The 16,670-nt window shown below is 66.6% G+C and carries 7 protein-coding genes; all 7 read right to left on the reverse strand.

Annotation, left to right across the window (positions count from 1 at the left end):
- Positions 1 to 19: 19 nt before the first annotated feature.
- Positions 20 to 1,330: a GumC family protein gene (locus E0501_RS15415; RefSeq protein WP_137702262.1), complete on the reverse strand. Its 1,311-nt coding sequence runs from the start codon at positions 1,328 to 1,330 to the stop codon at positions 20 to 22.
- Positions 1,331 to 1,579: 249 nt separating this feature from the next.
- A complete protein-coding gene (locus tag E0501_RS15420) occupies positions 1,580 to 2,263 on the reverse strand; it encodes a 4'-phosphopantetheinyl transferase family protein (RefSeq protein WP_137702263.1) in 684 nt (227 codons plus the stop codon).
- A gap of 2 nt (positions 2,264 to 2,265) precedes the next feature.
- Positions 2,266 to 6,819: a MupA/Atu3671 family FMN-dependent luciferase-like monooxygenase gene (locus E0501_RS15425; protein ID WP_137702264.1), complete on the reverse strand. Its 4,554-nt coding sequence runs from the start codon at positions 6,817 to 6,819 to the stop codon at positions 2,266 to 2,268.
- A complete protein-coding gene (locus tag E0501_RS15430; RefSeq protein ID WP_137702265.1) occupies positions 6,819 to 7,832 on the reverse strand; it encodes a glycosyltransferase family 2 protein in 1,014 nt (337 codons plus the stop codon). The genes E0501_RS15425 and E0501_RS15430 overlap by 1 nt, the downstream gene beginning before the upstream one ends.
- 3 nt (positions 7,833 to 7,835) lie before the next feature.
- Positions 7,836 to 14,288 carry a type I polyketide synthase gene (locus E0501_RS15435; RefSeq protein ID WP_137702266.1) on the reverse strand — a complete coding sequence of 2,151 codons (6,453 nt, stop codon included), beginning with the start codon at positions 14,286 to 14,288 and terminating at the stop codon, positions 7,836 to 7,838.
- Positions 14,289 to 14,427: 139 nt separating this feature from the next.
- Positions 14,428 to 15,795 carry an oligosaccharide flippase family protein gene (locus E0501_RS15440; protein ID WP_137702267.1) on the reverse strand — a complete coding sequence of 456 codons (1,368 nt, stop codon included), beginning with the start codon at positions 15,793 to 15,795 and terminating at the stop codon, positions 14,428 to 14,430.
- Complete coding sequence (locus E0501_RS15445) at positions 15,792 to 16,649, reverse strand: glycosyltransferase family A protein (protein WP_137702268.1); 858 nt, start codon at positions 16,647 to 16,649, stop codon at positions 15,792 to 15,794. Before E0501_RS15445 ends, E0501_RS15440 begins: the two co-directional genes overlap by 4 nt.
- Positions 16,650 to 16,670 lie beyond the last annotated feature (21 nt).

Consider the following 16,670-nt stretch of genomic DNA (forward strand, 5'->3'; position numbering starts at 1 on the left):
GGGGCGCCACGGCGCCCGGTCAGGCCCCGGTGGCCCTGCGCGCTACCCCCTGCAACAATGCCCCGGCGAAATCCCGGATCAACTGCCACCCGGCCGAGGCCAGTGCCACCAGCGCCACCAGGACCGCGATGGTGATCAACCACCGGCGGCGGCGTTTCTGAGGCGTCGTCAGGTTGGGGATGGCAACGACGGCCTTCACGTTCAGTTCGCGCTCCAGCTGCGCCCGGGTGCGAATGACCGGGTTCATCATTTCCAGCAGGAACGCCAGGCCGAGACCCAGGACACCGCTCAAGGCCGCGCCCATCGCGGCCTTTTTCTTGCGGCTGCCTGAAACAGGGTTCTCGGGAACCAGCGCGCTTTCCAGCACCTCGATCCGCTCGAACTGCTGCTGGCTTTCCAGCACCTGGCCCATCTCGGCCTCGGTCGCGCGGCGGGTGATGACGCTGTATTCATCCTGCAGCTGTTCCAACTGCCGCGTCAGAACGCCGAACTGACGATCAATTTCCGGCGCACTGGCAATCGCATCCTCGATCTCGGCGATCCGCGTGTTGATCAGGGCGCGCTGCTCTTCCAGCAGGGCGCCCTGACGCTCGATCACCTCGGCGCGCTGGCGCGTGCGCGTCGCCTCCAGCTCGATCAGCTGTTGCTCGATATCCAGAAGCGTGCTGCGCAGCGTGCCCATTTCATCGCGCTGCGCCGTGATGCCCGCCGGCAGGTAGGCCGAGTTCTGTTCCTTGAACGCCGCGAGCCGCGCTTCCAGCGCCGCCATCTCGGCTTCGACCCGCTGCGCTTCGGACTGGTAGAACTCGAGGTTCTGCAGCGCCACGCTCGAGCGCCGCTCACGGTTCAGGCTGACCAGCTGCGACAGGAATTCATTGGCAACCGCCGCCGCGGTTTCAGGATTGGGATGGGTGACGGAAATCATCATGCCCGTGGGCACGCGCTGCGCACCGAAAGCCGCGGTCGGATCGGTGATCTGGGTGATTCTCACGGATTCGCGCAGCTGCGCCACCTTCAGGCTCAGCGACAGGTCGGTTTCACTGAACAGGCGGAAGCCGTCAATCAGGCCGATCAGGTTGTCGCGCGCCATCAGTTGCTGTTCCAGCAGACGCAGGCGGTGGTCGATGGTGGTTCCCCCGGTCGGGCTGGCGGCCGGATCATTGATCGTGGGCGTTTCGATCTGCGCCACCGCGGTCGCCTCGTAAACGCGCGGCTGGTTCAGCGTCCACCAGACGGAAAAGGCGCTGCCCAGCATCACCACAGCGATGATCAGCATGGCGCGCCGGCGCACCATGTTCAGGAAATCTCCAACCGACTGAATCTGGCTCATCGTCCAAACTCCGTAACCTTGGCGAAATTCCCTGCCCCCGCAGGAATTTGGCTGAAAAGTTCGATACCCGCGTGCGTATCAGGTTCGCACGGGCAGCCAGCTCTGCCTCGGCGGATATGTGTCCTAACTTAGGCGATCTGCCCCATTTTCGCCATGGTTTTCACAAATTAGCCAGAAACACTGCGTTTCCGCCCAGGCGACAGAGAAATCGCCTGTGGAAAACTCATTTTATTGTTTTTTATGAAAGTATTACCGCAGGATCATCACGCTATGGATGATCGTGCCGTGCCAGTCGATCTGCCCGTCCAGCGTCTCTCCGGCGCAAAACGGCGCCTGGTGATCCAGGAAACGGGCCCGGAATCGCCGGCCGGGAAGGTCGATATCCACCTGCAAATCCGCGAAATCCAACATTTTTCTGGTAATCGGGAACTGCAGTTTGTAGGCGCATTCCTTGGCGGAAAATATCAGCCGCGCCGCCCACATCCGGCGCTCCGGGGCGAGACGGTCGATCCACGCCCGTTCGGCCGGCAGACAGACCATCGGCAACACCTCGCGCGGCAGGTTGGTATTGTCTTCCAGGTCGATGGCCACGGCGCGCAGATCCGCCCCCCGCGCCACCAGGGCGGCACAGCCGCCATTGCAATGCGAAATCGACCCGATCAGCCCGTCCGGCCAGACCGGCGCCCGGTTGGCCTCCATCGTCACCGGCGCGGCCAGGTGGCCCAGCGCCTCCATCGCCCGGTGCGCGGCGCGCCGCCCGGCGGCAAACTCGGCCCGGCGTTTGGGCACCGCGCGGGCCACCGCGGCGGCCTCGGCGGCAAAAAGGCCGGCATCGCCCGCCGACGGATCCTCGACCGCGACGGCAACCTCGCCGGGCAGGACCGCGCCAAGCGCGGCCTCGAGCTGGTCTAGGACTCCGCTATCAAGCGCCATGTTCAGGTCCTCGCCATCCGGCGCCTGGCGCGCATTTCACGGCGTCGCGACATGGTATCGTCGCGTGGCGCCTGCGCTGCTGCGGCGTCCGGTCCGGGTGCGGCCGCCGGGCGCGTCTCCGCGCCCCCGGCCCCGGCCAGTTCGCGCACCCGCGCGGCCAACCCCTCCAGCGTCGGGAAGCGGAAGATATCGGTGATCGCCAGCCGCGGCACCGCACAGCGCTCGCGGATCTCGCGGTGCGCCTGCACCGCCAGCAGCGAATGCCCGCCCAGGTCAAAGAAACTGTCGCGCGCGCCGATCCCGTCAACCCCCAGAACATGGGCCCAAACGGCAGCGATCTGTGCCTCGATGCTGTCGCCGGTCTGCCCCACTGGGGCCGCCGCCGCGCGCGTCGGCGCCACCTGCATCGGCGCCGGCAGCGCCTTGCGGTCGACCTTCTTGTTCGGCGTCAGTGGAAAGTCCTCCAGCCGCACGAAATGGCTAGGCACCATGAAGTCGGGCAGGTCGCGGCCCAGCGTCGCCTTCAGCGCGGCCTCATCGGGCGCACGGTCCGACAGCAGGTAGGCCACCAGCCGCACATCGCCGGGCGTGTCTTCGCGCGCCATCACCACAGCCTGACGGATGCCGGGCTGTTCGTGCAGGCGGGTTTCGATCTCGCCCAGCTCGATCCGATAGCCGCGCAGCTTCACCTGGTGGTCGGCCCGGCCCAGGAAATCCAGCTTGCCATCGGCGCGCCAGCGCACCAGGTCGCCGGTGCGATACATCCGGCCCCCATGATAGGGGTTCTCGACGAACCGCTCTGCCGTCAGCGCCGCGCGCTGCCAGTATCCGCGCGTCACGCCGGCACCGCCGATAAACAGCTCGCCGGGCACGCCCACCGGCACAGGCTGCATGTCCGCGTCCAGAACATAGACCTGCGTGTTGGCGATCGGCGTGCCGATATTGACCACTCCTTCGCCCGGCCCGGCGGTTTCCGTGGTCGACCAGATCGTCGTTTCGGTCGGGCCATACATGTTCTCGATTCTGGCATCGGTGACCCGGCTGAAATCTTCCACCAGGTTGCCCGGCAGCGCCTCGCCCCCGATCATCAGGTGTTTCACCCGGCCCAGCGCCATGCGCGATTCCTCGTTCATCGCGATCATCCGGGCCAGGCTGGGGGTGCATTGCAGGTGGCTGACGCCGTGGCGCACGATCTGCGCCGCGATAGAGAAATCATCCTCGGCCATGCCCTCTGCCAGGTTCGCGCGCCGGTGCACCTCGGCCAGGCGCGGCAGGCTTTCAAGCACCAGGTCCGGCTCGATGCCATAATCGATCAGGCAGCCGATCTCGGTCACCCCGATCCGTTTGAGTTGTTCGACCCGATCCAGGCAATCCTCGACCGTGCCGAACAGGCCGGAATCCTCGAAATAGCGCAGGAAGGCGAACTCGAGGATCCCCTCCAGGTCCTCCTCGGTCAGCGTGTCGAGGTCCAGCTCGAACGGGTTGTCCACGCCCTTGGGCCGTTTGAAGGCCGGGAAGGTCCAGGCATATTGCTTGATCAGCACCGCCGCCGCACCCAGGTAATCCTTCATCGGTCCGCGGGCGATGTCGCGCGCCTTTTCGCGCGTCTCGTCCACATAGGTGTGCAGCATCAGCGTGACGTTGAAATCCTCGGGGTCATGCCCGTTGTCGCGCAGCGCCTGGTGGTAGATCCCGATCTTCTCGCCCACCTCGTCGATCGACTGGCCCAGCAGGTGGGTCAGCACGTTGGCCCCGATCTCGCCCGCCTCTTTCCAGGTCTGCGGATTGCCCGCGATGGTCAGCCAGATCGGCAGTTCCTTCGACACCGGGCGCGGCTGGGTCAGCACCGCGCAGTCCTTGCCACTGCCGTTGGGAAATTCCACCGTCTCGCCGCGCCAGAGCGCGCGCAGCTTTTCGATCGTGTCGAACATCGCCGTCTTGTTGTTGGGCGGCGCGTTTTCCGGGCGCAGGACGAAATCATCGGGCTGCCAGCCGCTGGCGATGCCCAGCCCCGCGCGCCCCTCGGTCAGATTGTCGATCACCGCCCAGTCCTCGGCGATGCGCAGCGGATGGTGCAGCGGCGCCACGCAAGAGCCTGAGCGCACGGAAATATTCTGCGTCACCGCCGCCACCGCGGCGCCGGTCACCGCCGGGTTCGGATAGGGCCCGCCGAAGGCCGCGAAATGCCGCTCGGGCGTCCAGACCGCGGAAAACCCGTTGGCATCAGCGAATTTCGCGCCTTCCAGCAGCATCCGGTATTTCTGCTTGCCCGGGCCGTCATCATTGCCCCAGTAGAACAGCCCAAACTCCATGCCCTTGCCGGTCATCGCGATCCGGCCCTGGCTGACCAGCGTGCGGTTTTCGTCGCCCGACAAGACCAGCTTGAACCCGCGCGCCAGCGTCCAGAAGAGCTCGAGCACCGAGATATCGAAGGAAAGCGAGGTGACGGCCAGCCAGACGCTGCCATCCTCGTGCGGGATACGCCCGTCCATGCCGGTAAAGAAATTCGACACATTTCGATGTTCGACCATCACGCCCTTGGGCTTGCCGGTCGAGCCGGAGGTATAGATCAGATAGGCCAGGTCCTCGCCGCGCACGCCGCTTGCAACATTGTCTTCGGGCGCCTTGGCCAGCCGCGGATCGGCATCCAGCACCAGCCGCGCCGCGCGCCCCTCGGGCAGTTGCCCGGCAATGGCCTGCGTGGTCACGATCACCGGGGCGCCGCTGTCCTCGACATAAAGCTTGATGCGATCGGCGGGGTAATTCGGATCGAGCGGCACATAGGCGCCCCCCGCCTTCAGGATACCCAGCGCCCCCACCAGCAGATGGGCGGAACGTTCGGTCGCCAGCCCCACCAACGTGCCGGGTGTCACGCCCATATCCCGCAGCACATGCGCCACGCGGTTGGCCCGCGCATTCAGCTCGGCATAGCTCAGGCTTTCGCCTTCGAAGACCAGCGCGGTCGCCGCGGGCGTGCGTGCCACCTGCGCCTCGAACGCCTGGTGGATGCAAAGCGCGGGGTCATAGGCGGTTTCCGTGGCGTTCCAGCCGTTCAGCACCAGCTCGCGCTCGGCTTCGGGTAGTACCGGCAGATCGGCGGGCGCCATATGGGCCGCGCCGTCGATCCCGGCCAGGTGTTCCAGACGCTTCGCCCACAACAGCGCCAGCGCCTCGCTGGCCCGGCGGCCATCATAGTGGATCGCCTCGGGCGTGATCGTCAGGGCCGTGCCGTCGATCAGACCACCATTGTCGGCCAGCCCGATCTGCGGCATTTGGATCAGGCCGATATCGCGGTCACGCGCCTGAAGATCCAGCGCGAAGCACGGGAATTCGCGTGCTTTTTCCAGTTCGTCGCCCGCCCTTAACGGCACCCAGCGGCTGGCATAGCCCGGGGCCGGTTCCGCGCCGGGCGCGGCATAGGCCAGGTCGGCCACGCCATGTTCGGCCAGCGCGGCGGCCAGACCGGCCGCGAGTGTCAGAACCGCGTCGCCCTGCAGCCCGGTGGCCAGCGGCACCTGGCCCGCCGCGCCCTGTGCGCCACCGCCCGCGATCTCGGCCGGCGCCAGCGCACGCAGGCGCGCGCGCCAAAGTTCATCGCCGCGCGCCGCCTGGGCCATTGCCTTGTCCAGCCGCGCGCGCGTCTCTTCGTCAGGCGAGGCCAGCACATCGCCTTCGGCCACCAGCGCGGGCAGCACCACGTCGCCGCCGCAGATCGCCGTTACGCCCTGCAAGACCACCGGCACCGTCGCCGTCGCCACGCGAATGGCGCTGTCGTCCACATCCAGCACCGTGCCCGGCACCGCCTGCGGCGCGGGCTCGCGCGGGATGCGCGCGCCTGAGACCAGCAGAACCTGCCCGCCCGCCTCGATCTTGGGCGCGCTCAGCGGGTTCCAGTAAGGCCCGTGATCCAGCGCGCGCACCATGCGCAGGATCTCGTCCGCGGGTTTGGCGAAATCGATCCTTGCGGCTGCTTCGGGCCGTTTCAGCCGGCCGAAATAGCTGCGCTGGCCCAGGTCCTGCCCCGTCACCGGCACCTCGGCGCGCGACAGCTTCTCCAGCACCGCCCCGAACGAGCCGATGGCGGCCTCGTAGCACTTGGTGTTCAACGTCAGCGCGGTATCGGCCTCGGTGATGTCGAACATCACCTGCTCGATGATCCCGCCGGTGTCGGCCTTGGCCTCGATCATGTGCCAGGTGATGCCGTGCTTCCGCTCCCCGTTCATCTGCGCCCAAACCGGCGCGTTCAGCCCGGCATAGGCGGGCAGCGGGCCATCGTGGAAATTCACTGCCCCGCGTTTCGGCAGGGCCAGAACCGCATCGGGCAGCATGTCGAGATTGGCAATCGACAAGAGCCAGTCATGCGGCCGATCGGCCAGCCGTTCGGCCAGCCCCGCGCCGGGCGCGATCACCGGTAGGCCGCGGCCCTCGGCCCAGCCCGCGATGTCGGGGTTGCGTGTCACCACCGCCGCCAGCCGGTGACCGGCCTCAAGCAGCTTTTCGCTGCACTGGATGGCCAGGCTTTCGTTGCCGATGACGATCATGGTTTGCGCAGACATCACGATTTTCCTTCCCGCAGGGCGGCCTTGCCGCCCGGTTTGCCGCCGCGTGCCCCCGGCGCGGCAAAAAGTGCCTTCAGGTCGTGGGCGATCAGGTGCCGCAGGAAATGCGGCGGATCGACCAGCCCGCGCCGCTGCAGCAGCGACCGCAGGCGATAGAACAGGCCCCCCGCCACATGCGCCAGCGTCGCCAGCGCGGCATAGGCGCGCCCGTGGTTCTTCACGAAGTAGTGCCACCGGCTGTTCAGCCAGTATTCCGGAATCCGGTCCCAGGCCTTCATGCCCGTGCTGACCGAACCGATATGCGTGACCCGGCTTTCCACCACGTAATGCGTGGGCCAGCCCGCCAGCGCGGCGCGGCGGCACAGGTCGGTTTCTTCGAAATAGAGGAAAAACGTCTCGTCGAAGAGCCCGATCTCATCCAGCACCCCGGCCCGCATCATCATGCTGGCGCCTGCCAGCCAGTCGACCGCGCCGCTCTGATCGGGCACCGGCAGCGGCACCACGTGATCGGCCAGCATCCGCGTCACCGGACCGAACCGGATCGCGCCTTCCAACTCGCTCAGCACCCCGGGAAAGCGGAAAGCAGTGACATGCGTGTCCTGTTCCGGCCCATGTATATAGCTGCCCGCGAACCCGACCTTGGGATGACGCTCCAGATAGTCCAGAAGGTGGCGGATCGCGCCGTCGTCGGGAAAGGCGTCGGAGTTCAGGATATAGTAGAAATCGGGTGTCGTGCCGTCACTCATTCCCGCACGGATGCCGAAATTCATCCCTGCGCCGAACCCGCCATTGCGCCCCGATTGCAGCACCCGCACCTTCTTGTCGGTCTCGGCCCAGCCCTTCTGTGCTACGCCCTGCTGCAAGGTTTCGAACGACCCGTCACCGCTGTCATTGTCGACGATCACCAGCTCGCCCTCGATCCCCTCCATCTCGCGCAGCGCGGCCTCGGCCGCCTCCAGCGTCATCGCGGCGGTGCGATAGTTCAGGATGATGGTCAGAACCCGTGCCATACCCTACTCCGCCGCATGCGGCTTCAGCGGAAGTGCTGCCACCCGCGCGGCCCGCGCCGCCGGGTTCTCGGCATCCTCGATCGCGCGTTTCATCCGCGCGGCCAGAACCCGCACATTGGGCTCCAGCACCATGGAATCGTGATCGCCCGGCACCTCGACCACCTCGACCAGCGGCGCATATGGCGTCCAGTCGTTGTCATGGGTGACATAGGCGCGCTCCGAGTTGACCCAGCGGCCCTCGCCCACCTGCCACTTGCCCACAAGCGGCGGCCGGAACAGCGCCAGCGGCCCATCCCAGGGTTTCAGCTCGTATTGCGCCACCGCGCCCAGGAAGGCCTGTTCGATCGCGGTGTTGTGGAACGCGGTCTCGGTGGCCTCGGCGGGCGCGGCCACCGGCGCGCGGCGTTTCTCAATTTCCCAGCGGACGCGGCGCGCCAGCCATGTGAACGGATAGGCAAAGCCGCCCGCCTTCAATTCCTGCAGCTGGATGCGCAGCCGGTCCCCGCCGCTCAGCGGGCGGCGCTGCGGCAGCGGCGTGTCCAGCATCACCAGCATCGCCACCTCGTCGCCCGCCGCCTTCAGCTGCTGGGCGATTTCATAGGCGATGATGCCGCCGCCGGAAAACCCGCCCAGCATATAGGGCCCCTTGGGTTGCACCTGGCGGATCTCAACCAGGTAATCGCGCGCGGCCTCGGGGATGGTGCGGTGCGGTTCGTCTTCGCCGTAAAGGCCACGGGCCTGCAGGCCATAGAAGGGACGATCGGTGCCCAACAGATGCGCCAGGTGCCGCAGGTTCAGCACGTTGCCGAACATCCCCGCCACCAGGAAGAAGGGCCGCCGCGGCCCGCCTTCACCGGCATGCATCGGCACGATATGGGTGAACCGCCGTTCCGGGCTTTTCGGCACGTCGCCGGCCGGGGCACCACCTTCGCTCTCGGCGCTGACCCCTTCGGCGGCGATCATTTCCGCACATTTGCGAATGGTCGGCGCCTCGAACAGCACCGAGATCGGGAAATCCACGTCCCAGGTTTTCTTCACCTGCGCAAAGAGCCGCACGGCGATCAGGGAATGCCCGCCCAGATCAAAGAAATTGTCCTCGGCGCCCACCTGTTCCACGCCCAGAAGCGCGCTCCAGAACTGCGCCAGCTTCTGCTCGATCGCCCCCTCGGGCGGCACGTAATCATTGTCCAGATCCGGCCGCTGGAAGGTCTGCGCCTCGCCCTCCTCGGCGCCGGTATCGGCGGCCTGGCGGATCAGGTCATGCAGGTCGAGCGAGGAGACCACCACCTGGCTTGCGCCCATGCCCAGCGCGCGCAGGAACGCCTCGGCGCCTTCCTCGGGGCGAATGCCCTGGCCCAGGTTGTGGCGCAGGCGCTCCTCGGCGGGCGAAAGCGGGCGGTTGGCCTGCGTGTCGGGGAATTCCAGGTCCCTGGCCGATGGCTCGGGGATCAGACGCGCGTCCGCCTCGATCCGCCGGATCGAGAAATTGTGCACCTCGACGCAGACATTGCCCTGCGCGTCGCAGATCGTGATATCGAAACTGGCCGCGCCCGCCGCGGCGCGGTTTTCGCCCGCGTTGCGCACCCAGCTGACAACCTCGCCCGGCAGCGGGCGGAACACCCGCACCGCGCCGTAGGACACAGGCACCCATAGATGCGACGGCTCATAGCCCTCAATCAGTTCCATCGCCCAGCCGGTGCCCAGGTCCATCAGGCCCGGCGAGAGGCGATAGCCCTCCTCGCGCAGCGCCTCGGGCAGGCGCAGCCGGGCCACGCCTTCCCCGTCGCCCAGCGCCGTACGGGTCAGAACCCGCCAATGCGCGCCGAAATTCAGATGCGCCTCCTGCGGGCTGCGCAGCGTGCGGCCCGGCTCGGCCTCGCGCTCCGCGCCACAACGCGCCTCGAGCGTGGCCAGGTCCACCGGATCCGGCGCGGCCATCGGCAGGATCGCCAACGTCGCCTGTGCGTTGGTCTCGAACCCGTGCCGCTCGTCCACGGTGCGGGCCGATTGCACGTTCATCGCGTATCCCAGATCATCACGGCGCAGGGTCACCCGCATTTCGCGCGGCGCATGATCGCTGACATCCAGCGGGCGCAGGAAATATAGGTCCCGTATCTCGAACGGCCCGGTTTCCCCTTGCGCCTCAAGGGCTTGCGCCGCGATTTCCAGATAGCCGGTGCCGGGCAGCAACGCCTCGTTCTCGGCCGTGCGATGCTCGCCCACCACCCAATGCGCGGTGGACAGCTCGGTCTTGAAAAGGCGGTTGCCGTCACGGTCGAAGGTCGCCGCGTCCAGAAGCGGCGGATCAACCTGATGCTCACTCTGGTCGGGCTCCTCCTGCCCCACGCCCAGCGCATCGGCGGCCATGCCGACCTCGGCCCAGATGCCCCAGTTGATGGCCACGACGCGCGTCTTGTCGTCCGCGCGGGACTTGGCATAGGCGTTCAGGTATTCGTTTGCCGCCACGTAATCGACCTGCCCCACCGGCGCCGTCACGGTGGACGAGGATGAAAACAGCACCATGAAATCCAGGGAACCATCCGGGAATAGCTGGTCCAGAACCTGCGTGCCATGGATTTTCGGCGTGAACACGTCCTCGACCGTCATCGGCGATTTCGCCAGCAGCGGCTCATCCGCGATGACGCCGGCGGCATGGATCACCCCGTTGACCGGGCCAAAGCGCATCTGCACCTGCTCCAGCGCACCGCGCATCTCCTCCACGTTCGACACGTCGGCGGCGACAACCATCACCTGCCCGCCCAGCGATTCCAGCTTTTCGACCGCGGCAATCCGCCTCGCGGTGGCGTCATGCGCGCCGAACCGGCGGGCATAGCCCTCCCATTCGTCACGCGGCGGCAGCGGCGTACGCGCCATCAGCACGATCCGCGCATGGCTCTCGCGCACCAGCCGCTCGGCCAGGGTCAGCCCGATGCCGCCGAACCCGCCGGTGATCAGGTAAACGCCCTCCTGTCGCAGCGCGACAGGCGCCGCGCCCTCGGCCTCCAGCGCCTTCGGCCGGAACACCTGTTCATAGCGCCGCGCCCCGCGCAGCGCCGCCACGGCGCTGGCCGGTTTCGCGAATATCTCTTCCAGAACCCGCTCGGCCAACTCCGACAGGTCGGCGGTGCCCCGGCGCGGAACCTCGGGCAATTGCAGGTCCAGCGTTGTCACCGTGACGCCCGGCAATTCACGCGGGATCACCCGCGCCGGGCCCTGCATGGTCAGCTTCTCCGGATACTCCAGCGTCTCGCCCTTCACCTGGGCCGCGCCGGTGGTGAAACAGGTGATATGCACGCCGGGCCATTCCGCCCCGGCCATCGCCTGCGCCAGGAACATCAGCGAATAAAAGCCCTGTTCCTGGTTGCGATGGAAGAAAGACGATCCGGGGCGATGCTCCTCGCCCCGTGTCACCAGCCAGAAATGCGCGATCCGCGTCGGCACCCAGTCCTTCGCACCCAGCGCCGCGATCAGCGCGTCATAGCCTTCGCGCCCGCGTTCGGGGCTCAGGACATAACCGCCCTCGCCATCCGGGCCAAAGGCATCGCCTGCCCGCACGGTCATCACATCCTGGCCCGCCGCGCGCAGCCGATCCACCGCCGCCCGGCCCAGCCCGGTGTCATCGACAAAGACCAACCAGCGTTCCCGAGGCGCATCCGTCAGTGTGCTGACATCCACGTCGCAATCCGCCGCCACCGGCTTCCACGCGGGCACATAGCCCCAGTCCTCCAGGACATCCGTGCGCATCAAATGCGTCGGCACCGCCTCGGCGCCGCGCGCCTCGCCGGGTTCGATGAAATAGGGTTTGCGCTGGAAGGCATGGCCGGGCAGCACCACGCGGTTGCGCCGCGCCGCGCCCCAGATCTGGCTCCAGTCGAAATCGCCGCCCATGGCCCAGACCCGGCCCAGCTGCGCGATGAAATATTCGTCATCCGGCATGTGGTCATCCGGGTGGCGCAGGGCTGAAATCACCTGCTCGCGATGCACGTCCGGGTGCTGGGCGGCAAGCGAAGACAATGCCTTGCCCGGCCCCATCTCGATGTAGATCCGCTCGCGCCGCGCGCTCAGCCGGTCGATGCAATCGGCAAAGAGCACCGTGCCGCGCAGATGCGCCACCCAGTAATCGGGGTCGGTCGCCTGTTCGGGCGTGATTTCCTGCCCCGTCCGGTTCGAGATGAACGGGATCCGCGGCGGATTGAGCGGGATCGCCCGCAGGTAATCGCCAAAACGCGACAGGATCGGCTCAAGCATCCGGGAATGCGCGGCAATGTCGATCTGGATGCGCTGACAGTCGATGTCCTGCGCCTCCAGCCGTTGCTGCAGGTCGTCCAGCGCCGCCTGTGGGCCACTGGCCACGCTCAGCCCCGGCGCATTCACGCCGGCCAGGTCCAGGTCATCGCCCAGATGCGCCTTCAACTCTTCGGCCGGCAATGAGACCGACAGCATGCCACCCGCCGGCACCGTATCAAAGAGCGTGCCGCGCAGATGCACCAACCCGATGCAATCCTCGAAACTCATCACGCCAGCCAGGCAGGCCGCCGTGTTCTCGCCCATCGAATGGCCAACCAGCACGTCCGGCGCCACACCCCAGCTCATCCACAGCTGCGCCAGCGCGTATTCGGTGATCATGATCAGCGGCAGTTGCACCGACGGGCGCTTCAGCGCCGCGTCCGCCGCCGCCTCCTGGCCCTCTTCGGGCAGCCACAGCGCTTTCAGGTCATAGTCGAGCCGCGGTTGCAGCACCTCAAGGCCCCGGTCCATCCACTCGGCAAAGACCGGCTCGGTCTCGTACAGATCGCGGGCCATGCCGGCATATTGCGCCCCGCCGCCCGGAAACATGAACACGGTATCGGGCCGGTCGCCCGCCACCGCATGGGTAAACACCCGGCGCGGATCGTTTTCTTCCAGCATATCAGCGGCTTGGACTGCGTTCTCCGCCACCAGAACGCGGCGTTTCTCGAATGCGCGACGGCCTTCTTTCAGCGTCCAGGCGACATCGGCCAGCGGCTCGTCGGGGTTGGCGCGCAGATGCGCCGCCAGCCGCTTCGCACCCTCGTCCAGCGCCGCCTTCGAGCGCGCCGACAGAACCAGCAACTGGAACGGCCAATCGCTTTCTTCGCTGGCCGCGCGCTCGGGCGCTTCCTCCAGCACCACATGCGCATTGGTGCCGCCCACGCCCAGGCTGTTCACACCCGCCCGGCGCGGCCCCTTGCGCCGGCCCCAGGGCGTCAGCGTGTCGTTCACCCGGAACGGCGAATGCTCGAAATCGATCGTCGGGTTCGGGCTCTCGTATCCCAGCGATGGCGGCATCTGCCTGTGATGCAGCGCCAGCGAGGTCTTGATCAGGCTCGCCACCCCGGCAGCCGTGTCCAGGTGGCCGATATTGGTTTTCACCGATCCGATCCGGCAATACCCGGTCTCATTCGTGGTCCGGCGGAATGCCTCGGTCAGGGCGGCCACCTCGATCGGGTCGCCCAGGTAGGTGCCGGTGCCGTGGCATTCCACGTAATCCACCGTGTCGGCGGGCACCTCTGCAATCGCCTGCGCCTCGGCCACGGCGGCCGCCTGCCCGTCCACGCTGGGCGCCAGGTACCCGGCCTTGGCCGCGCCGTCATTGTTGACCGCGCTGCCCTTGATCACAGCCCAGATGTGATCGCCATCGGCGATCGCATCCTCCAGCCGGCGCAGCACCACCGCACCCGCACCCGATCCGAACACCGTGCCCTCGGCGCGGGCGTCGAACGCGTGGCAATGGCCGTCGGGCGACAGGATCTCGCCCTCCTTGTAGACATAGCCATGCCCCTGCGGCAGCTCGATCGTCACGCCGCCCGCGATCGCCATGTCGCATTCGCCATTCAGCAGCGCCTGCGCCGCGTAGTGCGTCGCCACCAGCGAGGTGGAACAGGCCGTCTGCAGCGAAATCGACGGGCCTTTCAGGTCGAACACGTGGCTCACCCGGGTCGACAGGAAATCCTTGTCATTGCCCGTGTGACGCAACAGGAACATCCCCACCTGGTCCACCAGGTCGGGGTTCGAACAGATGTTGAAATAGAAATAGCTGCCCATCCCGCAGCCCGCGAACACCCCGATGGGGCCATCGACGTTTTCCGGCACATGGCCCGCGTTCTCGAACGCCTCCCAGGCCACTTCCAGGAACTGCCGGTGCTGCGGGTCAAGGATCGCGCTTTCCTTGGGGCTGAACCCGAAAAACTCGCCGTCGAAATACTCGAACCGGTCCAGAAGCGCGGCATGGGGCACGTAATCGGGACGGTTCAGCAGCGCCTCGGACACGCCCGCCTCGCGCATCTCCTCGGCGCTCAGCCTGCGAATGGATTCGACGCCATCGCGCAGGTTTTGCCAATACTCGCCAATCGTCGCCGCACCCGGAAGATGCGCCGCCATGCCGACGATCGCGATATCGTTCTCGCCGGGCGTAAGGGGTTCGCCGCTTTGCGTCATCAAGATTCACTCGTCCCGGGTCCAAGACAGTTGGAACCGGTTCTTACATACAAATAAGGTCATATTAGGGCGATTTCCCAAGTTTTCGGCTATTTTTATTGGCTTGGCCCTGCGCAATAGCGCCATATTTCAGCAACATTCAGCCCGCGCCTGCCCCCGCCAGGGCAGAAATGGAATCGGCGTTCACCCAGAAGGCCAGCGCAATGAGCGCAAGGCCAGCCAGTGCCAGCGCCCCGTCATGCAGCCGGTCCCAGGCCCCTGTCGCCCTGCTCAGCCAGATCACCACCGGATAGACCGCCAGCATCGCGATCCCCTGCCCGATCAGCGCGCCGAACAGGCCCGCCAGTTCCAGCCCGGCATAAAGGCAGATCACCATCAGCACCGCCTTCGACGCCGCGAGAACGAAGAACCGCTTGCTGTCGCCCGCGGCCAGCGCCGCCTGGTCATAGGTCAGCGCGATGATCTGCGGCACCTGCATGCAGGCGATCACCACCGTCACCGCGCCCGCCATCGCATAGCGCGGATCATACAGCAGATCGACGATCCACACCCCGCCCAGCGCCAGGATCGCCAGCAGGATCAGAAGCGCGCCCGACACCGCAAAGCGCATCTTGCGCAGCCGCGCGAAATTCTCGGCACTCTGGCCCGGCGGCCATTCGCGGTAGATCGGGATCAGGATCCGACGCACCAGGACGCCCCCCATCAAGAGCGGGAACGAGGCCAGGAAAAACCCGATATTGTAGACCCCGAACTGATCCAGCGGCAGGTATTTCCCGATCAGGAGCTTGTCGGCCTGCGTCAGCAGAAACCCCGCCACCGTGCTCAGGAAGATCCATTTGCCGAAATTGATCAGCTCATCCGCCGCCCGCCGTTCCCAGCGGAACCGGTTCCGCACCCCGGGCAAAAGCGCCGTGTAGATCACCAGCTGCGCCGCCGCCCCGATCACCCCCGAAATGACCAGCGCCCAGACCGATTGCCACCACCAGGCAAGGATGATCGCGGCCAGAATCCCGATCACCTGATTGAAGATATCAAGCGCGGTCAGCCGCCCCACCCGCAAATGCCGTTGCGCCGTGTCCATCCGCGTCGGGTTGAACCCGGTCAAAATCAGCGTCAGCGCCGATACCGGCAGCATCACGGCGAGCTCCGGCACCTCGTAAAGCAGCGACACCGGATAGGCGATGGCGCAGGCCACGGCAAAAAGGCTAAACCCCCGCATCACCTGGATCGTCCAGGCGGTGTTCAGGAAATCCTTGTCGTCGCCGCGCTCCGATTGCATGATCGCGGGCGTCACGCCCACATCGGAGAACTGGTTCAGACCCATCAGGAAAACGGTGATCAGCGCCATCATCCCGAACGCCTCGGGAAACAGCAGCCGCGTCAGGATCAGGTTCGAGACGAGCCGCAGGCCCTGGCTCGTGCCAAAGCCGAACACGGTCAGCCCGGCGCTGCGCACCGCACGCGCCAGAACGCTTTCGCCGCCCAGGATGCGCGCGGCAAGGGTCATCGTCCGCGGCTCCAGCCCTCGTCGCCTTTCAGTTTCGTCGCCAGCGCCACGCCGGCATAAACGGCGAAACTGGGCGGGTTGCGCAGGAACAAGAGCAGCTTGCCCAAGATGCCCAGCGCCGGCTTGTCATCGTTGCGCGCCAGTTGCGGATATGTGCCCAGCACCTCGCGCACCCCGGCATCCTGCCGCGCGCGCACCTTCACCAGGTTCGCCCAGCCCTCGACGAGCGGCCAGTCATAGGTGGCCGCGACGGCCACGCGTTCCTTGGGGGAAAACAGCAGCCGCACGAACGTGTCGTCGGAAATGATGTTCGGGAATTGCTTCCAGCGCCGCCGCCCTTCGCCGTTCACCGCGAAGAACCCGCAGCCGGGCACGCCCTGCGTCATGAACGGCACGCGCGCGTAAGTCTGCGCATAAAGCTTTGAAATGGCAGATCGCGGCGGCGCGATGTTCACGCGCCCGCTGACATAGGCCGGGCGATTGATGCGCAATGCGCGGCCCACCTGGTCCAGAAGCGGTTTCGATACCACCACGTCGGCATCCAGGTAAGCGCGCGAGCGGAATTTCGCGTTCCGGTCGCCCTCGTTCAGCGCCGCGGGCTTGCTGCCCTTGGCCAGCTCCAACACCTTGAAATCCCAGCCCATCGCCGCAAACCCCCGCGCATAACCACGCGCCATGCCCGCGGTATCGTCGGAACAACCATTGGCCACCACGATCACCTCGACCGGCATCGGCAACGGGATCGAGCCCGACCCCGCCCCGGGCTTCGGATCCGAGGCCAGGATCGCCTTCAGGCAGCGCCCGATCAGTGCTGCTTCGTTACTGGCTGGAATGATGATGCTCAGCCCCGGCATGTCACGCACCCCCCAGCCAAG

The sequence above is a fragment of the Marimonas lutisalis genome (genome assembly GCF_005434965.1).
GTDB lineage: Bacteria > Pseudomonadota > Alphaproteobacteria > Rhodobacterales > Rhodobacteraceae > Marimonas_A > Marimonas_A lutisalis.

Excerpts from the sequence above, each read along its gene's own strand:
- E0501_RS15415 (WP_137702262.1), bottom strand. The coding sequence starts at position 1,330 with ATGAGCCAGATTCAGTCGGTTGGAGATTTCCTGAACATGGTGCGCCGG.
- E0501_RS15420 (WP_137702263.1), bottom strand. The coding sequence starts at position 2,263 with ATGGCGCTTGATAGCGGAGTCCTAGACCAGCTCGAGGCCGCGCTTGGC.
- E0501_RS15425 (WP_137702264.1), bottom strand. The coding sequence starts at position 6,819 with ATGTCTGCGCAAACCATGATCGTCATCGGCAACGAAAGCCTGGCCATC.
- E0501_RS15430 (WP_137702265.1), bottom strand. The coding sequence starts at position 7,832 with ATGGCACGGGTTCTGACCATCATCCTGAACTATCGCACCGCCGCGATG.
- E0501_RS15435 (WP_137702266.1), bottom strand. The coding sequence starts at position 14,288 with ATGACGCAAAGCGGCGAACCCCTTACGCCCGGCGAGAACGATATCGCG.
- E0501_RS15440 (WP_137702267.1), bottom strand. The coding sequence starts at position 15,795 with ATGACCCTTGCCGCGCGCATCCTGGGCGGCGAAAGCGTTCTGGCGCGT.
- E0501_RS15445 (WP_137702268.1), bottom strand. The coding sequence starts at position 16,649 with ATGCCGGGGCTGAGCATCATCATTCCAGCCAGTAACGAAGCAGCACTG.